Genomic DNA, 21,563 nt, shown 5'->3' with positions numbered 1-21,563 from the left:
CGCTGCGCTTTTTTTTCGTCCGGGATATTGCCCAACAGAACTATAAGTCCATAATGGACAAATTAGTTTACACAAAGCACCCCGGAGTCCCGATGTCCAGCACGCCCTACGTGATGACCCAAGCCCAGGCCCGAGAGCTGCTCGGCCAAGTCGACGTACCGCAGATTTTACGCAAGCTGTTCCACGACCTCGCCGCCGGACAGGCCGTCCAACCGCCCCAGCAACTTGTGGAGTTTCCCCAAGGCGCCGGGGATTTCATCAACTACCTGGGCGTGCTGGCTGAAGAGCAGGTCTACGGGGTCAAGACCTCACCGTATATCGTGCGCGAGCAAGGTCCATTGGTGACCGCCTGGACCCTGCTGATGTCGATGCAGACCGGCCAGCCACTGCTGCTGTGCGACGCCGCCGAACTGACGACCGCCCGCACCGCAGCCACCACTGCCGTCGCCGTGGATGCCCTTGCCCCATTCCAGGCCCGGCGCTTGGCAGTCATCGGCAGCGGCGCAGTGGCAAGGGCCCACGTGCAATACGTCAAGGGTCTGCGGGATTGGCAAAGCATCAGCCTCTATTCGCCCAGCCTGCAGAATAAATCGGCGCAAGAGCGTGCTTCGCTCACCGAGCTGGATCCGCGCCTGCAAATCGCTGCCAGCCTTGAAGCGGCGCTGCACGACGCCGATGTGGTGATGCTCTGCACCTCGTCCGCCAAGGCAGTGCTCGACCCACAGACACTGAGCAAGCCAGCCCTGATTACCTCCATCAGCACCAATGCTCCGCGTGCCCACGAAGTGCCCCCCCAGAGCCTCAACGACATGGACGTGTTCTGTGACTATCGTCAGACCACCCCCGGTTCGGCCGGTGAAATGTTGATTGCCGCTGAACAGCACGGCTGGGACGCGTCACGCCTGGTTGGGGATTTGCCTGAACTGCTCAGCGAACACGTAGCGCGTCCCGGCTATGAGCGCCATGTGTTTTTCCGCTCCATCGGCCTGGGGTTGGAAGACGTTGCGCTGGCGAATGCGCTTTATCAGTTGCACAACTGACACAGCCAATTTCCCCACAAGGTTTTACTAACTCCCGGCACCGCGCTCCACAGGAGAGCTTCATGACCTCAGCAGACTTCATCATCATCGGCGGTGGCATCGCCGGTGCTTCCACCGGTTACTGGCTGGCCCCCCACGGTCGGGTCATTGTGCTCGAGCGCGAATCCCATCCGGGCTACCACTCCACAGGGCGCTCGGCGGCGCTGTACAGCGCGGCCTATGGCACGCCTCAGGTGCGGGCGCTGACCCAGGCCAGCCGTGACTTTTTCGACGCCCCACCGGCCGGTTTCTGCGAGCACCCGCTGCTCACCCCACGGGGCGAAATGACCGTGGATTTCACCGGCGACCCGGCCGAGCTGAACAACCAGTACCTCAGCGCCAAGGCCACGGTGCCGCAGATGCAGCTACTCAGCGCCGAAGAAGCCTGTGTGCGACTGCCGATCCTGCGACGGGACAAGGTGCATGGTGCAATCTACGACCCCACCGCCTGTGACATCGACACCGATGCGCTGCACCAAGGCTACCTGCGCGGTATCCGCCGCAACGGCGGTCAGGTGCACACCGACACCGAAGTGCTGGGCCTGAGCCGCGACGATCAGGGGATGTGGCAGGTAGAAACCGCTGGCCAGACCTTCAGCGCTCCGGTGCTGATCAACGCGGCCGGCGCCTGGGCCGATCACATCGCCGAAATGGCCGGCGCGCGCAAGCTGGGCCTGCAACCCAAGCGGCGGGCGGCATTCATTTTTGCCGGCCCCGAGGGCGTGGACATTCATGACTGGCCGATGCTGGTGAGCCTCGACGAGTCGTTCTATATGAAGCCCGACGCCGGCATGTTCCTCGGCTCGCCGGCAAATGCCGATCCGGTGGAACCTCACGACGTGCAGCCTGAAGAACTGGACATTGCCATGGGCATCTACCAGATCGAAGAAGCCACCACCCTGACCATCCGCCGTCCGACCCGCACCTGGGCCGGGTTGCGCAGTTTCGTCCCCGACGGCGACCTCTTGTCCGGTTTCGATCCCCAGGTACCGGGGTTGTTCTGGGTCGCGGCCCAGGGCGGCTACGGCATCCAGACGTCCCCGGCCATGGGTCAGGCCAGCGCGGCCCTGGTGCGCGGTGAGCCATTGCCCGAGACCTTGACCCGTTTCGGCCTGAGCACCACCCAGCTGTCGCCGGCACGCCTGGCTTGAACCCACCCAGGTGACGCATCGCCACGATTGCGGCACACTCCTGCGCGCCCCTGCTTCACGGGGCGCTGACGCTGCCCGGAGCCCTGTCATGAATGCCCCGCAACCTGATCCGACACTGGATAATTTCCGCACCATCGCCGACGCCATCGCCACGCTGTTCTACCCTCACGCCGAAGTGGTGCTGCACGACCTGCGTACGCAGAAAGTCGACTACATCGCCAACAACCTGTCCAAGCGCGTGATAGGGGATGACTCGTCCCTGGAGGACATGCTCAGCGAAGAGATCAGCGAACGGAACATCGGCCCATACGAAAAACTCAATTGGGACGGGCAGAAAATCCGCAGCCTCAGCAGCGTCCTACGCGATGCAGGGGGGCGCCCGCTGGCGGTGCTGTGCATCAATCTGAATATTTCGCTGTTCGAGAATGCCAAGGCCGCGCTGGACCTGTTCCTGTCGCCGGGCAAGTTGATCCCGCAACCGGACTCACTGTTTCGCGATGACTGGCAGGAACGGATCAACACCTTCCTCCACGCCTGGATGCGCGAGCGTCAGTTGAGCCTGAACCTGCTGACCCGCGACCATAAACGCGAACTGGTGCTGGCGCTGCATGCCGAAGGCGCGTTCAAGGGCAAGAGCGCGTCCAACTATGTGGCCAATGTGCTGAACATGGGACGAGCGACGGTTTACAAGCATTTGAAGGAGTTGAAGGGCTGAGGTTTTTCTTGCCTGACCTAGCCTCATCGCGAGCAGGCTCGCTCCCACAGGGGGTCTGTGTCGAACACGCTATTTGTGTTCAATGAGATCCAATGTGGGAGCGAGCCTGCTCGCGATAACGATCAATCAGTCGCCATAGATATCCGACTTGAAATACTTGGCCTGAATCTTCTGATACTCCCCACTGGCCCGAATCCCGTCGATGGCCTTGTTCAAGTCCGACACCAGTTGGGTATTGCCCTTGCGCACCGCGATACCCGCGCCTTCACCGACGTATTTCGGGTCCTTGAGCTCCGGCCCGACAAACGCGTAGCCCTTGCCCCGGGGCATCGACAGAAAATCCTCCAGCGGGATGGTGTCAGCGAATATCGCGTCCAGTCGACCGGACGCCAGGTCCATGTAGATTTCTTCGTTGTTGCTGTAGCGCTTGACTGTCACGTCCTTGGGTTCGAAGACCTCCGTAGCGAAGCGGTCGGTGGTGGTCGCCCGTTGCACACCCACGGTCTTGCCTTTGAGACTGGCGTACTGATCATCGACCACCGCGCCCTCCTTCATGACCAGCCGCGACGAGGTGAAGTAGTACTTGTGAGTAAAATCCACCGACTTCTTGCGCTCTTCGGTGATGGTCATGGACGACAGCGCCATGTCGATTTTCTTCACCTTGAGCGACGGAATCAGCCCGTCAAACTCACTTTCGATCCACTGGCACTTGACCTTCATCTGCGCGCACAGCGCGTTGCCAATGTCATAGTCAAAGCCCTCGATCTTTCCTTCGGAGGTCTTGGAAGCAAACGGCGGATACGCCGCTTCAATGCCGATACGCAAGGTCTTGTCGGCGGCGAACAGGCTGCTGGAGGCCAGCAGGCTCAAGGCCAGGCCGGTGATGAGGGGGAGCTTTTTCATGATCGATCTCTCGCGGATTTGTTGTTGGTTTTGGCAGAGAAAGGTGAAGCGACGGATTTTATGTACTTATAAATCCATACTGGACTTTAATGTACATATCGTCAATTGGGGCAACCGCGAAAAGTGATGGGAGGCTAATGGCCTCATCGCGAGCAGGCTCGCTCCCACAGGAGGCCTGCGTCGAACACGAATACTGTGTACAACCTGGATCCCTTGTGGGAGCGAGCCTGCTCGCGATAGCGGTTGGCAGGCAATGAATCAGCAACAGGCTATCTACCGCTTCCAGCGATCCGCCGCCGCATGATCACTGTCGCGCCCCTCGACCCAGCGCGGGCCATCGGCGGTGTTTTCTTTTTTCCAGAACGGCGCACGGGTCTTGAGGTAGTCCATGACAAAGGCGCAGGCGTCGAATGCCGCCTGGCGATGGGCACTGGCGGCCGCCACGAAGACGATCGGTTCGCCCGGCTCCAGGGCACCGATGCGATGCAGGACCTCCAGCTTGAGCAACGGCCAGCGCTGCTCGGCCTCGGCGACGATCTTGCCCAAGGCTTTTTCAGTCATGCCCGGGTAGTGCTCCAGGAACATCCCGGACACATCAAGGCCGTCATTGAAGTCACGCACGTAGCCGACAAAACTCACCACCGCCCCCACGCCAACATTGGCCGCGTGCATCGCGTTGACTTCGACGCCCGGGTCGAACGGATCGGCTTGCACCCGAATCGCCATGGCTCAGCCTCCGGTCACGGTGGGAAAGAATGCCACTTCGTCACCATCGACCAGCGGCTCGTCGAGCTGGCACAGGTCTTCGTTGCGGGCGCACATCAGGTTTTGTTCTTTCAAGACATCGAAACCTTCACGCGCGGCCAACAGTATCCGCACGTCGTCCACCGTGGAGAAATCGCCCTCGACCTTCTGCGAATCAACGCCCAACGCTTCGCGATAACGCGCAAAGAACTTCACGGTAATTTTCATGGTGCATCCGCCTGGAAGTGGCCGCTCTTGCCGCCGAGTTTCTCCAGCACCCGCACGCCTTCAATGGTCATGCCCCGATCCACGGCCTTGCACATGTCGTAGATGGTCAGCGCAGCAACACTGGCGGCGGTGAGGGCTTCCATCTCCACGCCGGTCTGCCCCGACAGTTTGCAACGGGCAACGATGCGCACCCGGTCCTCGCCTTCGGCATTGAGCTCGACCTTGACGCTGGTGAGCATCAGCGGATGGCAGAGCGGAATCAGGTCACTGGTTTTTTTCGCCGCCTGAATGCCGGCAATGCGCGCAACGGCGAACACATCGCCTTTGGGATGACCACCGCTGACGATCATCTGCAGTGTTTCGGGCAGCATGCGCACAAAGGCTTCGGCCGTGGCTTCACGGAACGTCACGGCCTTGTCGGTCACATCGACCATGTTGGCGCGACCTTGGGAATCGAGATGAGTCAGCACAGGGTTACTCCTGATCGGGAGCATCGATTGTAAACCTGTGAGTCAGATTCCGGCAGGCCTGATTGTCGCACCTGTGGCGAGCGCAATTGCCCAATCACCGCAAATCCTCCTGTGGGAGCGGGCTTGCTCGCGAAGGCGGTGTATCAGATAAAAATAGTGGCTGATGCACCGCTATCGCGAGCCTGCTCGCTCCCACAGGGTTTTCGTACAGTCATAAAAAAACCGGGCGACCTTGAGGTCGCCCGGTTCTGATGGTCAGTTACAGGTGAGATTCGGCGTATTCGGCCAGGATCGAGCGCGGTACGCCCTGCAGGGTGATGTGGACCCCGTTGGGGAAGTCTTTGAAGCGTTCGGTCAGGTAGGTCAGCCCGGAACTGGTCGCGGACAGGTAAGGGGTGTCGATCTGTGCCAGGTTGCCCAGGCACACCACTTTGGAACCGGCGCCAGCACGGGTGATGATGGTTTTCATCTGGTGCGGGGTGAGGTTCTGGCATTCGTCGATCAGGATCAGGCTCTGCTGGAAGCTGCGGCCGCGAATGTAGTTGAGGGATTTGAACTGCAACGGCACTTTGCTGAGGATGTAGTCGACGCTGCCATGAGTGCTTTCGTCATCCATGTGCAAGGCTTCAAGGTTATCGGTGATGGCGCCCAGCCAAGGCTCCATTTTTTCCGCTTCGGTGCCGGGCAAAAAGCCGATTTCCTGGTCCAGGCCCTGCACGCTACGGGTGGCGATGATGCGCCGGTAGCGCTTGCTGACCATGGTCTGTTCGATGGCGGCGGCCAGCGCCAGGATGGTCTTGCCCGAACCGGCGGCGCCGGACAGGTTGACCAGGTGGATATCCGGGTCGAGCAAGGCGAACAAGGCCAGGCTCTGGTAGATATCCCGCGGCTTGAGGCCCCAGGCCTCCTGATGCAGCAGGGGTTCCTGGTGCAGATCGAGAATCAGCAGCTTGTCGACCTGGATTTCCTTGATCCAGCCGACGAAACCCTGTTCGTCGATGATGAACTCATTGATGTGCACCGCCGGCAGATTGTCGATCAACTGCACCTGGTGCCAGGTGCGACCATGGTCCTGACGGGTCTCGACCTTGCTCACCCGGTCCCAGAAGGAGCCGGTCATGGTGTGATAGCCGTTGGGCAGCAGTGATACGTCGTCGACCAATTGGTCGGTGCTGTAGTCCTCCGCCGCGATCCCGCAGGCGCGGGCCTTGAGGCGCATGTTGATGTCTTTGGTCACCAGAACCACGGCCTGATCCTGGTTGCGCGCGTGCAGGTCGATCAACTGGTTGATGATGATGTTGTCGTTCAGGTGTTCGGGCAGCACCAGGTTGGGTTCGGTGCGCTTGCTCATCAGGATCGAGAGCAGGCCTTTGGGACCACTTTTGCCACGCTGGATCGGCACACCCAGTTCAACGTCCTCGGGCGACGCGTCTCCCAGGGTCTTGTCGATCAGGCGGATCGCCTGCCGGCATTCGGCGGCGACGCTGTGATGCCCGCTCTTGAGCTTGTCCAGCTCCTCGAGCACGGTCATCGGGATGGCAACATGGTGTTCTTCGAAGTTCAGGAGTGCGTTTGGATCGTGGATCAATACGTTGGTATCGAGTACATAGAGGATTGGCTGGTTGGAGGAAGGGCTACGTCCGTGGTCATCCATACTCGGTCACCTTTGTGGGGGCCATTCGACGCAATACCGTGACAGTGCTGCGCCTCGAAGTAGCCACCGAATTCACCCGCAAGGCTTGAGGTGAACTGCACACAACTGGGTCTTGGAAGACGCCACCTGTGTTGCAGGTTTCGGCGGTCTGACTTCTTGATACTCCAAAACACATGACAGGAAAAAGCACTTTGACGCTTTTTTGAAGTTTATTTTTCAGAGTGACGAATAACGCTTGGCGTTGCGCCGTTGCGCCGTTAAAGTCGGAAGTCCGGTCGTCATGAAAGTGCGCCGAATTCTCCTCCTCCCCCAGTGTTTCCGGGCCTTTGGCCAAATCAGCGAAACGCGACCCGACAATCTTCCCAGCCGATCCCGCTTTGCGCCGTTTGCGTAATGAGCCAGGGCAGCGCCGTTTTCAGCGCATCCTGCTTGACGTTGAAATTGATCACGCCGCGGCGCCACAACAGCATCAGGGTCAGTGTGCGCTGAGCGCTTTGCTCGGGGTTGAGCCGGCCGGCGCTGTCCTGAGGATCGATATCCCAGAGCGCCACTTGCAGGCCCTGGTTGCGGAAAAATGCGCCGGCATCGCCACGGCGCTGGCCCTGGGGCGGGCGGAACAGCGGCACGTAGTTTTCCGGCAGCTTGCCCTTGACCAGATCGACGCTGCGCCGCACCGAGTCCTGCCAATCCTGCCAATGGCTGTGGGAGCGGAACTCCCAACCCTGGACACCGACGCATTGCCCCGAATACAAGGCCTGGAGGTGGTTGACCGAGCGCTCTGCAAGCCGCGCCTGGATGTCCTTGCCCAGCACGAAGAAGGTGCCGTTCATGTTCGACTTGCGCAGGTATTCAGTCAGCCACGGGGTATTGTCCGGCGTGATGTTGGCCGCGCTGTCGAAGGTCAGCAGGAACAGCCGGTCATTCAGATCATCACCGTTGCGCTCGTAATCGCCGAAACGCGCAATTTCGCTGCTGGTCTGCGGAAACAACGCGGCCTTGCGCAGCAACTCGTCCAGATATTGAGCGTGGAAGATCCGGCTCGGCTCAGCCCACTTGATGTAGTAGGAGTTTTCATCGAGCGTGAGCCTGCCCGCCTCTTCGCGCAACGTCGCCAGGTCTTCCACCAGAAAACAGAACGAAGCGTCCTGATCGCAGCTTTGCTGAGCGAAGTTGTAGTTGCTCAGCAGTCGCTGCCACAACCGCGCGCGCAGGGTGTCGATCGCCGCCATATTGATTGTGCGCAGCCCCAGGTGCTGCTTGAGGGCGATTTCGTCCATGGCATCGGTGTCCAGCAGGACCCGGGCGAACATCAGGATCTCGGCTCGCGAGGCCACGTCGAACAGCGTCGGGCTGGTGAGCTGTTCCGGCCAGGTGCTGCGGTCCAGGGTGGCGATGTCGCTGGGTGCGGCAATGGCCGCGAAACTCAGGAACCAGGCCGACAATAGAAGGACGATGCGCAAAAGGGATGTCTCCATAACAAAACCCGCGCCGCATCATAGCCGATCCTGACGCAATACCCTTGTGGTCAGAGGACTCGGTGGGAGCAAGGCTTGCCCATCCATCACCTATCACCCCAATAGCTGGAGTCCACCCGGACAACCCCCTAGAATCGCCGCACCTTTGAAGGAGACGATTGCATGCTGATGGTGATTTCCCCCGCCAAGACCCTCGATTACGAAACACCGCCGGCCACCGAGCGTTTTACCCAGCCGCAGTACCTGGATCATTCCCAGGAACTGATCGAACAGTTGCGCGAACTCTCGCCGGCACAGATCAGCGAGCTGATGCACGTCTCCGACAAGATCGGCGGTCTCAATGCCGCACGATTCGGCAGCTGGACGCCGGCGTTCACCCCGGCCAATGCCAAACAGGCTCTGCTGGCTTTCAAGGGTGATGTGTACACCGGCCTCGATGCACAAAGCTTTGCCGAAGCCGATTTCGACTATGCCCAGGAGCATCTGCGCATGCTCTCCGGTCTTTATGGCTTGCTGCGCCCACTGGACCTGATGCAACCCTATCGCCTGGAGATGGGCACGAAGCTGGCCAATGCCCGCGGCAAAGACTTGTATGCCTTCTGGGGCACACGCATCAGCGAATGGCTGAACGAAGCGCTGGCTGACCAGGGCGACGACATACTGTTGAACCTAGCCTCCAATGAATACTTCTCGGCGGTCAAACGCAGCGCGCTCAAAGCGCGGGTCATTGATACCGAGTTCAAGGACCTGAAGAACGGCCAGTACAAAATCATCAGCTTCTACGCCAAGAAGGCCCGCGGCCTGATGAGCCGCTTCGTGATTCAGGAACGCATCAACGATCCAGCAGCACTCAAGCAGTTCGATGCCCAGGGCTACCGTTTCAATGCTCAACAATCGAGCGCGGACAAACTGGTGTTCCTGCGTGACCATGCCCCCGAATAAAGCACATCTTTATATGGCCCCTTGATCAGGGGCCTTGATCAAACCCGAACACGTCATCCAACTTCCCCGCCCACTTCGTCAGTTCCATGACGCCAATAAATCGCCCCCTTCCCTCGCTAACTTTTGTTTCACTCGACACCTGTCAGTTTTTTACGTAGTGGCACCAAATTTTTTATTCGGTAGTGGCACAAAAATATCTACCCCCCTTAACTCCCCGTTATCAAAGGTCAAAACGGTGAGTGCCATCATCATGAGGTCAGTGCCATCTTTCATAATATTTCGAAAAATTTCGAAAATCGCGATGAGCGGATCGGAACTATGTGAAATTGCACGGCTCATACCACCCGTAACGATTCTCGCCGTGCGTGTAAGAGATGACTTACATAGGCCGTCGATCCAAGTAACCAAGTTGTCATGGCAATTTAGCGAAACGGTCGCCTATTTGGATCCATCTTATAAAGGACAGGAGATAACGCACCATTACTATCCCCTACAAGGCCAAGGCTGCGCCCCTATAACGTGCTCGCCAGAGCACACAAGCTTCTGATTTTGTGGGCTTTTTTCCAGGGATCGGAGGTGAAGGACCTTTGCACGAACGTTCCCGAATACGAGGACTGGCTGCATAACAGGGCAGGTCATAACAACTAGGCCGCATTGCGCACAACTTGAGTGCACTTATTTAGACACTCGGAACTTAGTATGCCTGCACACGGCACTGTGGCGCCTGCATTCCACACTTCCGAGTGCACTATGACCGCTGAACACTATTAACTCCGGCCATTTAATGGCGTGAAAAACAGAGGTAAATGCGATGCGCATTAGCATATTTGGTTTGGGTTACGTCGGTGCAGTATGTGCCGGTTGCCTGTCTGCACGGGGCCATGATGTCGTTGGCGTAGATGTCGCCAAAGACAAAATCGACATGATCAACGCCGGTAAATCGCCGATCGTTGAACCCGGTCTGGGCGAGCTGTTGGCACAAGGTATTGAAACAGGCCGTCTGCGCGGAACCACCAACTTCGCCGAAGCGATTCGTGATACTGACCTGTCGATGATTTGCGTCGGTACACCGAGCAAGAAGAACGGCGATCTGGAACTCAACTACATCGAAGCGGTGTGCCGCGAGATCGGTTTTGTCCTGCGCGACAAGACCACCCGCCACACCGTCGTGGTTCGCAGCACCGTGCTGCCAGGCACCGTGGCGAATGTGGTCATCCCGATTCTGGAAGACTGCTCCGGCAAAAAAGCCGGTGTCGATTTCGGCGTCGCGGTCAACCCTGAGTTCCTGCGTGAAAGCACCGCGATCAAGGACTACGACCTGCCACCGATGACCGTCATCGGCGAGTTCGACAAAGCCTCCGGCGACGTTCTGCAATCGCTGTACGAAGAGCTCGATGCGCCGATCATCCGCAAGGACATCGCTGTCGCCGAGATGATCAAGTACACCTGCAACGTCTGGCACGCCACCAAGGTGACCTTCGCCAACGAGATCGGCAACATCGCCAAGGCAGTCGGCGTCGATGGCCGTGAAGTGATGGACGTGGTCTGCCAAGACAAGACCCTGAACCTGTCCCAGTACTACATGCGCCCAGGCTTCGCCTTCGGCGGCTCGTGCCTGCCCAAGGACGTTCGCGCCCTGACCTACCGCGCCGGTTCCCTGGACGTGGAAGCGCCGCTGCTCAACTCGCTGATGCGCAGCAACGAATCCCAGGTGCAGAACGCCTTCGACATCGTTTCCAGCCACGACAAGCGCAAAGTCGCCCTGCTGGGCCTGAGCTTCAAGGCCGGCACCGACGACCTGCGTGAAAGCCCGCTGGTGGAACTGGCGGAAATGCTGATCGGCAAGGGTTTCGACCTGAAAATCTACGACAGCAACGTCGAATACGCCCGCGTCCACGGTGCGAACAAGGATTACATCGAGTCGAAGATCCCTCACGTCTCGTCCTTGCTCAACTCCGACTTCGACTCGGTGATCGACAGCTCCGACATCATCATCCTGGGCAACCGCGACGAGAAGTTCCGCGCGCTGACCGAGAACGTACCGGAAGGCAAGCAGGTCATCGACCTGGTTGGCTTCATGTCCAAGGCCACCAACCCGAGTGGCCGGACCGAAGGCATCTGCTGGTAAGTCTGTTTGCCGGCCGGGCCCAGGCCCGGCCGGCCTTTCGCCTGCCTTAACCCATCGGGCCGCCCACAAGGCCCGCCCGAGATAGAGACGGATGCAGATTATGCACAGGCTAAAGCACGGCCTGCTTCAGGCCGCCGGTTGGCTGTTTTACTTGAGTTTATTGATGGGCATCGCCATGGCGTTGCCCACGTCCACGTTCGATTCCGAATCCAAGGATTTCATTTTCCTGATCGGCGCCGTGGGCATCTGGCGTTACTCCATGGGAGCGACGCATTTCGTGCGCGGCATGATCTTCCTGTACATCGTCTACCCGCATCTGCGCCGCAAGGTACGCAAGCTGGGCAAGGCGGCGGATCCGTCCCACGTATACCTGATGGTCACCAGCTTCCGGATCGACGCGCTGACGACCGCCCAGGTCTACAGTTCGGTAATTCGCGAAGCCATCGACTGCGGGCTGCCGACCACTGTGGTCTGCTCCATCGTGGAAATGTCCGACGAACTACTGGTCAAGAGCCTCTGGGCCCGCATGAACCCGCCAGAGCACGTCAAGCTGGACTTCGTGCGCATTCCTGGCACCGGCAAGCGTGACGGCCTGGCCTTCGGTTTCCGCGCCATCTCCCGCCACTTGCCGGACGACCGTGCAGTGGTCGCCGTGATCGATGGCGATACCGTGCTCGGCGAAGGCGTGGTGCGCAAGACCGTGCCGTGGTTCCAGCTGTTCGGCAACGTCGGCGGCCTGACCACCAACGAGTTCTGCGAGGTGCGCGGCGGCTACATCATGAGCGAATGGCACAAACTGCGCTTCGCTCAGCGCCACATCAACATGTGCTCCATGGCCCTGTCCAAGCGTGTGCTGACCATGACCGGCCGCATGTCGGTGTTCCGCGCCACCGTGGTCACCAACCCGGATTTCATCGCCGACGTGGAAAGCGACTCGCTGCAACACTGGCGCCTGGGCCGCTTCAAGTTTCTCACCGGCGACGACAAATCGAGCTGGTTCAGCCTGATGCGCCTGGGCTACGACACGTTCTACGTACCCGATGCGGCGATCAACACCGTCGAGCACCCGCCGGAAAAAAGCTTCATCAAGGCCAGTCGCAAGCTGATGTTCCGCTGGTATGGCAACAACCTGCGGCAGAACTCCCGGGCACTGGGCCTGGGCATGAAGCGTCTGGGCCTGTTCACTTCGGTGGTGCTGTTCGACCAGCGCGTGTCGATGTGGACCTCGCTGCTGGGCCTGACCGTGGCGCTGATTGCCAGCTTCAAGTACGGCACCGCGTTCATCCTGGTGTACCTGCTGTGGATCGGCATCACTCGGTTGCTCTTGACCCTGTTGCTGTCGTGCTCCGGACACCGGATCGGTCCGGCCTACCCGGCGATTCTGTATTACAACCAGATCGTTGGCGCGCTGGTGAAGATCTACGTGTTCTTCCGCCTCGACCAACAGTCCTGGACTCGCCAGCCCACCCATCTGACCCGTGATCTCGCCAGCTTTCAACGTTGGTTCAACACTTGGTCGTCTCGGACCATGACCTTCTCCGCCGGCAGCGTTTTCGTTGCCGTGCTGCTGATGATGGTCTGACCGAACTCGCCTGAATTAACTAGGAAATCGCCCCTATGAACACCGCCGTGAATGTCAACGTAGTGCATGAATCCGAAGCCCAGCGCCAACACGCCCGAGTGAAAATCCCGGCCAAATTGCGCTTCTTCGGTCCCGACCGTACCCCCATGGAAGTCAAGGTCCTGGACCTGTCGGCCGGAGGCCTGTGCTTCAACGCCGGCCAGATGCCGCTCAAGGTCGGCGAAGCGTACAAAGGCCGCCTGCAATTCGTGATCGACAACCTTGGCCTGGCCATGGACGTGGAACTGCAGGTTCGCTCCTACGACCGCCAGACCGGTCGTACCGGTTGCCAGTTCCAGAATCTGGAGCCTCGGGACATCTCGACGCTGCGTCACATCATCACCTCGCACCTGGCCGGCGACATCGTCGGCGTCGGCGATGTGCTGGCGACTTTGCAACGCGACAACTTCACCAAGGCGCGCAAGCAGAAGGACGACAACGGTGGCATGACCGCCCTGGGCCGCCTGCGGGCCGTGACCTTCAGCCTGGCGATTTTTATCGTCGGCCTGGCGGCATTCGGCTTCATCTTCAAGTCGGTGTACGGCATGTACTTCGTCAGCCACGCCCAGGCGGGCCTGGTGAACGTACCGGGCATGGCTATCACCATGCCGCGCGACGGCACCGTGCAGAGTCTGGTCAAGGCTGACGGCGTTGCCGCCAAAGGCGCCCCGCTGGCCACGTTCAGCACCAGCATGCTCGATGTGCTCAAGGGCCATCTGGACGACAACCAGCTGCAACCGGCCAAGGTCGAGGAGCTGTTCGGCAAGCAAATGACCGGCACCCTGACCTCGCCGTGCGACTGCATCGTGTCCCAGCAACTGGTGTCCGACGGTCAGTACGCCAGCAAGGGTGACGTGATCTTCCAACTGGTCCCACGGGGCACCGAAGCCAACGTCGAAGCACGCTTCTCCTATCGCCAGTTCGGCGACGTGCGCCCAGGCACTCCGGTCAGCTTCCAGGTTGCCGGCGAAGACACCACCCGTACCGGCAAGATCGTCAGCAGCACCAGCCTGAAAAGTGCCGACCTGTCGTCTGATATCCGTGTACTGATCCAGCCTGACGAACCCCTGGACAGCTCGCTGGCCGGCCGGCCGGTAGAAGTTACCAGCGACCGTGGCCCGAACCTGAACTGGCTGATCGACAAAGCCATGGCTGTCGGTATTTAAGCGGAGGACATGCTCGTGACGACTCCACAAGACAACAAGACGCCGCATACCCTGTGGGCGCGAGCCTGCTCGCGATGGGATCAAAGCGGTGTGCCTGGTGTATCGAGCCGCCCGCATCGCGAGCAGGCTCGCTCCCACACAGGGTATGCGTTGTGTGCGCTGGCGCTGGCAATCGGCCTCAGCGGCTGCGCCGGCCTGCCCGACCAGCGCCTGGCCAACGAAGCCCTCAAGCGCGGTGACACGACGCTGGCACAGCAGAACTATCAGCAACTGGCAGACCTGGGCTACAGCGAAGCCCAGGTCGGCCTGGCCGACATCCAGGTGGACAGCCGCGACCCCGAGCAGATGAAAAAGGCCGAGGCGACTTACCGCGCCGCGGCCGATATCTCGCCACGGGCCCAGGCTCGCCTGGGTCGCCTGCTGGTGGCAAAGCCTGGCTCCAGCGAAGCGGAAAAGCACGAAGCCGAAGGCCTGTTGAAGAAAGCCTTCGCTAACGGTCAGGGCGGCACCCTGATCCCGCTGGCGATGCTGTACCTGCAATATCCCCAAAGCTTCCCGAACGTCAACGCTCAGCAGCAGATCAGCCAATGGCGCAGCGCCGGTTACCCGGAAGCGGGCCTGGCGCAGATTCTGCTCTATCGCACCCAGGGCACCTACGACCAGCATCTGGATGAAGTGGAAAAAGTCTGCAAGGCGGCATTGGCCACCACCGACATCTGCTACGTCGAACTGGCCACGGTCTATCAGAAACGCGGCCAGCCTGAACAGCAGGCCGAGTTGCTCAAGCAAATGCAGGCCGGTCACCAGAGTGGCACCGTCTCCGCCCAGCGTGTGGACAGCGTCGCCCGTGTCCTGGCCGATGCGAGCCTGGGCAAGACCGACGAAAAAACCGCACAGTCGTTGCTCGAAGGCATCGCCCCTGGCTATCCCGCTGCCTGGGTCAGCCTGGCGCAGATTCTCTACGACTTCCCCGAGTTGGGTGACGTCGACAAGATGATGCAGTACCTGGAAAACGGCCGCGCCGCCGATCAGCCACGTGCAGATCTGTTGCTGGGCAAGCTGTACTACGAAGGCAAATGGGTGCCGGCTGACGCCAAGGTCGCCGAAGCGCATTTCCAGAAAGCCGTTGGCCGCGAAGTGGCCGCCGATTACTACCTGGGCCAGATCTATCGCCGTGGTTACCTGGGCCAGGTGTATTCGCAAAAGGCTCTGGACCATCTGCTCAAGGCCGCCCGTAACGGCCAGAACAGCGCCGATTTCGCCATTGCCCAGTTGTTCTCCCAAGGCAAGGGCACCAAGCCCGACCCGGTCAATGCCTATGTGTTCAGTCAATTGGCCAAGGCCCAGAACACCCCGCAAGCCATCGAGCTTGCCCAGACCCTCGAAGCCCAATTACCGCCGAACCAGCTTGCACAAGCCCAGCGCCTGCTACAACAAGAGCAGGCCATTCGCGGCTCCATGAGCCCCGATACGCTGGAACTGCAAGCCCTAAAAGAAGATGACGGCGAGGAACCTCTATGAAGCCTTTGAAGCTCAATCCTTTTGTGCAGGCCGGTATTGGCCTGTCGTTTGCCCTGCTGTGGTCCTGTCCGACCCTGGCGGCCCTGACTGAAGACCAGAACTTCGGCCTGGACGTGAAAATCACCGCCCAGTCCGAAGACGATCGCGACCTCGGCACCCAGCGCGGCGGCGACGTCAACGGTATCGGTCTGGACCTGCGTCCGTGGATCTACGGTGAGCGCGGTGCCTGGAGCGCCTACGCCATGGCCCAGGCCGTGACGTCTACCGACACCATCGAGACCGACACCCTGCAACAGTCCGATGACGCGACCGCGCAAACCGACAGCGGTGATCGCGAAGTCAAGAAGAACTACCTGGCCATGCGCGAATTCTGGATTGGCTATCGGGGCCTGACCCCTTACCCGGGCGAACAGCTGAAATTCGGTCGCCAACGCCTGCGCAACGAAGACGGCCAATGGCGCGACACCAACATCGAAGCCCTGAACTGGACCTTCGATACCACCTTGTTGCGGGCCAACCTGGGTGTCGCCGAGCGCTTCAGCGAATACCGCACCGACCTCAAGGAATTGTCGCCTGACGACAAGGACCGCCTGCACGTCTACGGTGACGTGGGCTACCAGTGGATGCCAGGCCAGTGGGCCGGAATCCGTGCCCACCATACCCACGACAATGGCAGCCTCGATTACCCGACCCCGGGCGAAGCCACCGATTCCCTGGACAAGACCCAGAACGGTGACCTGTCCTGGCTGGGCCTGGAAGCCAACAGTGACGCCTACAACTGGCGTAACACCAACACCGTCAATTACTGGGCCAGCCTGACCGGCATGACCGGCGATCGCGACACCGTCAACCCGCTCAACGCCGATGGCACGCGCCCTACGCAACTCAAGCGCAGTGACGACGTCGATGGCTGGGCCACCGACCTGGGCATCCGTCTGCGCCTGGATCCGCAGTGGCAAGTCGGTGCGGCCTATGCCCGCGCCAGCGAGGACTACGAACAGAACGGTCTGCAAAGCAACCGCTCGAACTACACCGGTACCCGCTCGCGGGTCCACCGTTTCGGTGAAGCCTTCCGTGGCGAAATGGCCAACACCCAGAGCGCCAGCCTGTTCGGTTCCTGGCAGTTGCGTGACGAATACGACGCAAGCCTGGTGTACCACAAGTTCTGGCGCGTGGACGGCAACAAGCCTGTGGGCAGTAACGGCATCAACGCGGTGGAAAACAACACCGACGATGTGACCGGCGCAATCCTGTCCACCTCGTCCCTGCCACTGCGCGACGGTAACAAGGACCTGGGCCAGGAAGTCGACCTTGTGGTCACCAAGTACTTCAAGCAAGGCCTGCTGCCGGCAGCGCTGAGCCAGTCCATCGACGAGCCGTCGGCGCTGGTGCGCTTTCGTGGCGGTGTGTTCAAGCCTGGCGACGCCTACGGCAAAGAGGTCGATTCATACATGCATCGCGCCTTTGTCGACGTGATCTGGCGCTTCTGATGCGAATGACCATGGGAGTGCCCGATATGAACCGCTACCTCAGGAACAGCCAGGCGATGAAAGGTTCGATCAGCCTGTTGGCCGCAGCGATGCTGCTGGCCGGCTCGTCGGCGTTCGCCAACGTTGAACCGGTGGTCAAACCGGGCAACGTGGTCAAGGAACTGCAGCAGGCCAAGACCTACACCGTCAGCAGCGCGCCGACCGCTCCGCTGGAACTGGCTGCGCCGACCCTGCCCGACCTCACAGGCTTCACCGCCGAAGCGGCCGCGGCCAAGATCGTGCGCAGCAAGCCCGGCAAGGTCAGCGTGCGCCGGATGATGCAGGAAAACGCCTTGAAGGACTTCATCGGCGGCGACAACAAGATGGCCGAGTGGGTGGTGCGCCAGCACGGCATCCCACAGGCCATCTTCATCGACGATGGCTACATGAACCTCAAGGACCTGGCCAAGAAAGTGCCCAAGCAGTACCTCAGGGAAACCTCGCCAGGTGTCTTCCTGGCCAGGATTCCGATTGTGGTGGGTGAAAAAGGCATTCTGGAAATCGACCAACAGACCCAGGAACTGCGCCTGTCCCAAGAGGGCGGCTCCTTCCTGGTCAACGATGGAAAGATGTTCATCCGCGACACCAAGGTCACTGGCTGGCGCGAAAAGGACAATGGCCCCGCCACGTTCCGCTCGGCCAACGAATTCCGTCCGTTCCTGCTGTCCTGGGGCGGCACCGAGACTTACATCGTCAATACCAAAATGGCCAGCTTCGGCTACGCCAACAGTAAGTCGTACGGGGTCAGTATTTCCCAGTACACGCCCAACATGGCCAAGGTCCTCAAGCGCCCGGAACCGACCGGCTGGATCATCGATTCCGAGTTCTCGGACATGTGGTACGGCTTCTATTGCTACGAAACCAACGACTTTGTGGTCAAGGGCAACACCTACAAGGACAACATCGTCTACGGCATTGACCCCCACGACCGTTCCCATCGGCTGATCATCGCCGACAACACCGTCTACGGGACCAAGAAGAAGCACGGGATCATTATTTCCCGTGAGGTCAACGACAGTTTCATTTTCAACAACCGCAGCTACGACAACAAACTCTCGGGCCTGGTGATCGACCGTAACAGCGTGAACAACCTGATCGCCTACAACGAGATCTACAAGAACCACACCGACGGCATCACGCTTTACGAGAGTGGTGACAACCTGTTGTGGGGCAACAAAGTGATCAGCAACCGGCGCCACGGCATCCGGATTCGTAACAGCGTGAACATCCGCCTTTACGAAAACGTGTCCATGGCCAACGGCCTGACCGGTCTTTACGGCCACATCAAGGACCTGTCCGACACCGACCGGGACATCAAGCTCGACCCGTTCGACGCCCAGGTCTCGCTGATCGTGGTCGGTGGTGAACTGGCTGCCAACGGCAGCGGCCCATTGTCCATCGACTCACCGTTGAGCGTTGAGCTGTACCGCGTGTCCATGCTCGCGCCGACCAAATCCAGCGGCATCAGCTTCTCGGGGATCCTGGGCGAGCGCCAGGATGAAATTCTCGACCTGCTGGTGCGCCAGCAGAAAGCCGTGCTGATCGACCCTGTCGAACGCCAGACCGAATTGCGGGACTGAGGATGACCTTTATGAACCCACAGATGATCAAACTTCTGGGCCTGTCCGCCCTGACTGCCGGCATTCTCGCCGCCACAAGCGGCGCGCGCGCCGCTGAAATCACAGCGCCTGTGTTTACTGCCGAACCGTGCTGCAACCTGTGCCCTGCTGCCCATGACGCGAAGAACTACACCACGCGCTATCAGCAGAACTTCACCACGCTGGTACAGGCCCAGGGTGATTGGCTGTTCCGTACCCAGGAAGACCTGCGTACCGAATTCAATACCACCCCGGCCGGCTACAAGCGCATGCAGCAGTTGCACGACGCGTTCAAGAAAAAAGGCGTTGAGCTGGTGCTTGTGTATCAACCGACCCGGGGCCTGGTGAACCGCAACAAACTCAACCCTCAGGAAAAGGCCAGTTACGACTTCGACAAGGCCCTGACCAACTACAAGAGCATGCTCGGGCGTTTCGCGCAGATGGGTTATGTGGTGCCGGACCTGTCGCCGTTGACCAACGAAAACCTGCCCGACACCCTGCCGGCCCACGATTTCTACTTCCGTGGCGACCAGCACTGGACCCCGTACGGCGCCCAGCGCACGGCGAAGATCGTGGCCGAGAAGGTCAAGCAGATCCCGGCCTTTGCCGACATTCCCAAGCGTGAGTTCGAGACCAAGAAGTCCGGCCGCATGGGCAAGACCGGCACCCTGCACAACATGGCCGGCCAGCTGTGCGGCACCAGCTACGCGGTCCAGTACATGGACCAGTTCACCACCGAGCCTAAAGGCGAGGCCGGCGACGGCGACCTGTTCGGCGACTCCAGTGATCCGCAAATCACCCTCGTGGGCACCAGTCACAGCGGCAAGAACTACAACTTCGCCGGCTTCCTTCAAGAAGCCATCGGCGCCGACGTCCTCAACGTCGCCTTCCCCGGCGGCGGTCTGGAAGGCGCGATGATCCAGTACCTGGGCAGCGAAGAATTCCAGAAGAGCCCGCCGAAAATCCTCATCTGGGAATTCTCGCCGCTGTATCGCTTGGACCAGGAAACCATCTATCGCCAGATGATGGCGCTGCTGGACAACAACGGTTGCGAAGGCAAGCCCGCGCTGATGAGCAGCAAGACTGCCCTCAAGCCCGGCAAGAACGAATTGATGGTCAACAGCAAGAACATGGACCTGCGTAACGGCAGCCACCAGATCGATATCCGCTTCGCCGATACGTCGGTGAAAACCTTACAAGCCACCCTCTGGTACATGAATGGGCGCCACGAGGATATCAAGATCGAAAAACCGGACACTTCCGAAACCGACGGACGTTTCGCCTTCCAATTGCGCACCGACGAGGACTGGGCTTCCCAGAACCTGCTGGCTGTAGAAGTCCAGGGACCTGAAGCCGGTGCCGAGCCACAGCAAATCGAAGCGAAAGTCTGCAAACGCAACGCATCTCCGCAAGCCGGGCAACAAACGGCTCAAATCGGACAATGAGGTCTCGTCTCATGACTAGAACCATGCGCACCCGAACGTTGAAAACGCTGCTGGCGCCGTCCCTGCTGACCCTGGCGATATTCGCCGGCGCGACGCAGGCCGCGGCCCCGCTACGCCCGCCCCAGGGTTACTTCGCACCGATTGAAAAATTCAAGACGGGCAGCTCTGACGAGCGCTGCGAGGCAGTACCAACGCCCTACACGGGCGCCCTGCAATTTCGCAGCAAGTACGAGGGTTCCGACAAGGCCCGCGCAACGCTGAACGTGAAATCGGAAAAAGCCTTCCGTGATGCCACTTCCGACATCACCCGGATCGAACGCGGCGTCAGCAAACAAGTGATGCAATTCATGCGTGACGGCCGCCCCGAGCAGCTGGAATGCACCCTGAACTGGCTGACCGCCTGGGCCAAGGCCGATGCGCTGATGTCCAAGGACTTCAACCACACCGGCAAGTCCATGCGCAAATGGGCCCTGGGAAGCATGGCTTCGGCCTACGTACGCCTGAAGTTCTCCGAGTCTCGCCCACTGGCCAATCACCAGGAGCAGGCGCAACTGATCGAAGGCTGGTTCAGCAAGATGGCCGATCAGGTGGTGAGCGACTGGGACAACCTGCCGCTGAAAAAAATCAACAACCACTCCTACTGGGCCGCCTGGTCGGTGATGGCCACCGCCGTGGCGACCAACCGCCGCGACCTGTTCGATTGGGCCGTCAAGGAATACAAGGTCGGCGTCAACCAAGTCGACGCCGAGGGCTTCTTGCCCAACGAACTCAAGCGCAAGCAACGGGCGCTGTCCTATCACAACTATGCCCTGCCGCCCCTGGCGATGATCGCCAGTTTCGCCCAGGTCAACGGCGTGGACCTGCGCCAGGAAAACAACGGCGCCCTCAAGCGCCTGGGTGACCAGGTGCTGGCCGGGGTGAAAGACCCGGAGATATTCGAAGACAAGAACGGCGATGAGCAGGACATGAAGGATCTGAAAATCGATTCCAAGTTCGCCTGGCTGGAACCGTTCTGCAGCCTCTACACATGCCCCGAGGATGTGCTGGAACGCAAGCATGAAATGCAACCGTTCAAGACGTTCCGCCTCGGCGGGGACTTGACCAAGGTGTACGACCCGTCATGGGAAAAAGGCGAAAAAGGTAGCTGATGCCGTATCCCCTGCCTGGCAGGGGAGCTGTGGGAGCAAAGCGTCT

The 21,563-nt window shown here is 60.0% G+C and carries 19 protein-coding genes; 12 read left to right on the top strand and 7 right to left on the bottom strand.

Going from position 1 to position 21,563, the window contains the following annotated elements; translation table 11 throughout:
* Positions 1-92: 92 nt before the first annotated feature.
* The 3 genes from HQ912_RS06420 (at position 93) to HQ912_RS06410 (ending at position 2,945) form a co-directional block, all read left to right on the top strand.
* Positions 93-1,040: an ornithine cyclodeaminase family protein gene (locus tag HQ912_RS06420; RefSeq protein WP_160893330.1), complete on the top strand. Its 948-nt coding sequence runs from the start codon at positions 93-95 to the stop codon at positions 1,038-1,040.
* A gap of 62 nt (positions 1,041-1,102) precedes the next feature.
* Positions 1,103-2,230 (top strand): NAD(P)/FAD-dependent oxidoreductase, encoded by a 1,128-nt coding sequence (locus HQ912_RS06415; RefSeq protein WP_107321919.1) that lies wholly within the window; start codon positions 1,103-1,105, stop codon positions 2,228-2,230.
* Between the two features lie 88 nt (positions 2,231-2,318).
* Positions 2,319-2,945 carry a transcriptional regulator gene (locus HQ912_RS06410; protein WP_076383627.1) on the top strand — a complete coding sequence of 209 codons (627 nt, stop codon included), beginning with the start codon at positions 2,319-2,321 and terminating at the stop codon, positions 2,943-2,945.
* A gap of 126 nt (positions 2,946-3,071) precedes the next feature.
* Here HQ912_RS06410 and HQ912_RS06405 read toward each other — a convergent pair whose 3' ends face one another.
* From HQ912_RS06405 to HQ912_RS06380, 6 genes are all read right to left on the bottom strand, one after another.
* Positions 3,072-3,848, bottom strand: a complete 777-nt coding sequence (locus HQ912_RS06405) for an ABC transporter substrate-binding protein (protein ID WP_173406586.1) — start codon at positions 3,846-3,848, stop codon at positions 3,072-3,074.
* A gap of 273 nt (positions 3,849-4,121) precedes the next feature.
* On the bottom strand, positions 4,122-4,574 hold the full coding sequence (gene moaE / locus HQ912_RS06400; RefSeq protein WP_076383625.1) for a molybdopterin synthase catalytic subunit MoaE: 453 nt from the start codon (positions 4,572-4,574) through the stop codon (positions 4,122-4,124).
* A gap of 3 nt (positions 4,575-4,577) precedes the next feature.
* Positions 4,578-4,820, bottom strand: coding sequence for a MoaD/ThiS family protein (locus tag HQ912_RS06395; RefSeq protein ID WP_047228851.1), 243 nt, complete (start codon positions 4,818-4,820; stop codon positions 4,578-4,580).
* Complete coding sequence (moaC, locus tag HQ912_RS06390) at positions 4,817-5,290, bottom strand: cyclic pyranopterin monophosphate synthase MoaC (protein ID WP_076383624.1); 474 nt, start codon at positions 5,288-5,290, stop codon at positions 4,817-4,819. Before moaC ends, HQ912_RS06395 begins: the two co-directional genes overlap by 4 nt.
* A 259-nt stretch (positions 5,291-5,549) precedes the next feature.
* Entirely contained in the window at positions 5,550-6,944 is a 1,395-nt protein-coding gene (locus HQ912_RS06385; RefSeq protein WP_047228849.1) for a PhoH family protein, read from the bottom strand.
* Positions 6,945-7,279: 335 nt separating this feature from the next.
* Entirely contained in the window at positions 7,280-8,404 is a 1,125-nt protein-coding gene (locus HQ912_RS06380; RefSeq protein ID WP_047228848.1) for a polysaccharide deacetylase family protein, read from the bottom strand.
* Positions 8,405-8,581: 177 nt separating this feature from the next.
* Between HQ912_RS06380 and yaaA the strand changes: the two genes are divergently transcribed.
* Positions 8,582-9,361 carry a peroxide stress protein YaaA gene (yaaA, locus tag HQ912_RS06375; protein ID WP_047228847.1) on the top strand — a complete coding sequence of 260 codons (780 nt, stop codon included), beginning with the start codon at positions 8,582-8,584 and terminating at the stop codon, positions 9,359-9,361.
* A 150-nt stretch (positions 9,362-9,511) separates the two neighbouring features.
* On the opposite strand, the gene HQ912_RS06370 is transcribed toward yaaA, so the two are convergent.
* Positions 9,512-9,700 (bottom strand): hypothetical protein, encoded by a 189-nt coding sequence (locus tag HQ912_RS06370; RefSeq protein ID WP_173406585.1) that lies wholly within the window; start codon positions 9,698-9,700, stop codon positions 9,512-9,514.
* 472 nt (positions 9,701-10,172) lie between these two features.
* Between HQ912_RS06370 and HQ912_RS06365 the strand changes: the two genes are divergently transcribed.
* From HQ912_RS06365 to HQ912_RS06330, 8 genes are all read left to right on the top strand, one after another.
* The gene (locus tag HQ912_RS06365; protein ID WP_047228846.1) at positions 10,173-11,489 is read left to right on the top strand and encodes a nucleotide sugar dehydrogenase; all 1,317 of its coding nucleotides are present in this window, start codon (positions 10,173-10,175) and stop codon (positions 11,487-11,489) included.
* Between the two features lie 100 nt (positions 11,490-11,589).
* Entirely contained in the window at positions 11,590-13,071 is a 1,482-nt protein-coding gene (alg8, locus tag HQ912_RS06360; RefSeq protein WP_370695168.1) for a mannuronan synthase, read from the top strand.
* A gap of 35 nt (positions 13,072-13,106) precedes the next feature.
* The gene (locus tag HQ912_RS06355) at positions 13,107-14,276 is read left to right on the top strand and encodes an alginate biosynthesis protein Alg44 (protein ID WP_047228844.1); all 1,170 of its coding nucleotides are present in this window, start codon (positions 13,107-13,109) and stop codon (positions 14,274-14,276) included.
* A gap of 15 nt (positions 14,277-14,291) precedes the next feature.
* Positions 14,292-15,797: an alginate biosynthesis TPR repeat lipoprotein AlgK gene (algK, locus tag HQ912_RS06350; protein ID WP_269458132.1), complete on the top strand. Its 1,506-nt coding sequence runs from the start codon at positions 14,292-14,294 to the stop codon at positions 15,795-15,797.
* 5 nt (positions 15,798-15,802) lie between these two features.
* Positions 15,803-17,287, top strand: a complete 1,485-nt coding sequence (locus tag HQ912_RS06345) for an alginate export family protein (protein ID WP_047228909.1) — start codon at positions 15,803-15,805, stop codon at positions 17,285-17,287.
* A gap of 26 nt (positions 17,288-17,313) precedes the next feature.
* Complete coding sequence (gene algG, locus HQ912_RS06340; protein ID WP_047228842.1) at positions 17,314-18,906, top strand: mannuronan 5-epimerase AlgG; 1,593 nt, start codon at positions 17,314-17,316, stop codon at positions 18,904-18,906.
* A gap of 11 nt (positions 18,907-18,917) precedes the next feature.
* Entirely contained in the window at positions 18,918-20,369 is a 1,452-nt protein-coding gene (locus HQ912_RS06335) for an alginate O-acetyltransferase (protein WP_173406584.1), read from the top strand.
* A 23-nt stretch (positions 20,370-20,392) separates the two neighbouring features.
* Positions 20,393-21,517 carry a mannuronate-specific alginate lyase gene (locus HQ912_RS06330; protein WP_047228840.1) on the top strand — a complete coding sequence of 375 codons (1,125 nt, stop codon included), beginning with the start codon at positions 20,393-20,395 and terminating at the stop codon, positions 21,515-21,517.
* Positions 21,518-21,563: the final 46 nt, after the last annotated feature.

The sequence above is a fragment of the Pseudomonas sp. MPDS genome (assembly GCF_013283895.1).
In the GTDB taxonomy this organism is placed as follows: domain Bacteria; phylum Pseudomonadota; class Gammaproteobacteria; order Pseudomonadales; family Pseudomonadaceae; genus Aquipseudomonas; species Aquipseudomonas rhizophila.
Note: the sequence above shows the minus strand (reverse complement) of the source record. Positions and strands in the feature narration are given on the sequence as shown.

Excerpts from the sequence above, each read along its gene's own strand:
- HQ912_RS06385 (WP_047228849.1), bottom strand. The coding sequence starts at position 6,944 with ATGGATGACCACGGACGTAGCCCTTCCTCCAACCAGCCAATCCTCTAT.
- moaE (WP_076383625.1), bottom strand. The coding sequence starts at position 4,574 with ATGGCGATTCGGGTGCAAGCCGATCCGTTCGACCCGGGCGTCGAAGTC.
- HQ912_RS06415 (WP_107321919.1), top strand. The coding sequence starts at position 1,103 with ATGACCTCAGCAGACTTCATCATCATCGGCGGTGGCATCGCCGGTGCT.
- HQ912_RS06395 (WP_047228851.1), bottom strand. The coding sequence starts at position 4,820 with ATGAAAATTACCGTGAAGTTCTTTGCGCGTTATCGCGAAGCGTTGGGC.
- HQ912_RS06335 (WP_173406584.1), top strand. The coding sequence starts at position 18,918 with ATGAACCCACAGATGATCAAACTTCTGGGCCTGTCCGCCCTGACTGCC.
- alg8 (WP_370695168.1), top strand. The coding sequence starts at position 11,590 with ATGCACAGGCTAAAGCACGGCCTGCTTCAGGCCGCCGGTTGGCTGTTT.
- HQ912_RS06355 (WP_047228844.1), top strand. The coding sequence starts at position 13,107 with ATGAACACCGCCGTGAATGTCAACGTAGTGCATGAATCCGAAGCCCAG.
- algG (WP_047228842.1), top strand. The coding sequence starts at position 17,314 with ATGAACCGCTACCTCAGGAACAGCCAGGCGATGAAAGGTTCGATCAGC.
- HQ912_RS06410 (WP_076383627.1), top strand. The coding sequence starts at position 2,319 with ATGAATGCCCCGCAACCTGATCCGACACTGGATAATTTCCGCACCATC.
- HQ912_RS06330 (WP_047228840.1), top strand. The coding sequence starts at position 20,393 with ATGCGCACCCGAACGTTGAAAACGCTGCTGGCGCCGTCCCTGCTGACC.
- HQ912_RS06365 (WP_047228846.1), top strand. The coding sequence starts at position 10,173 with ATGCGCATTAGCATATTTGGTTTGGGTTACGTCGGTGCAGTATGTGCC.
- yaaA (WP_047228847.1), top strand. The coding sequence starts at position 8,582 with ATGCTGATGGTGATTTCCCCCGCCAAGACCCTCGATTACGAAACACCG.
- HQ912_RS06420 (WP_160893330.1), top strand. The coding sequence starts at position 93 with ATGTCCAGCACGCCCTACGTGATGACCCAAGCCCAGGCCCGAGAGCTG.
- HQ912_RS06405 (WP_173406586.1), bottom strand. The coding sequence starts at position 3,848 with ATGAAAAAGCTCCCCCTCATCACCGGCCTGGCCTTGAGCCTGCTGGCC.
- HQ912_RS06370 (WP_173406585.1), bottom strand. The coding sequence starts at position 9,700 with ATGAGCCGTGCAATTTCACATAGTTCCGATCCGCTCATCGCGATTTTC.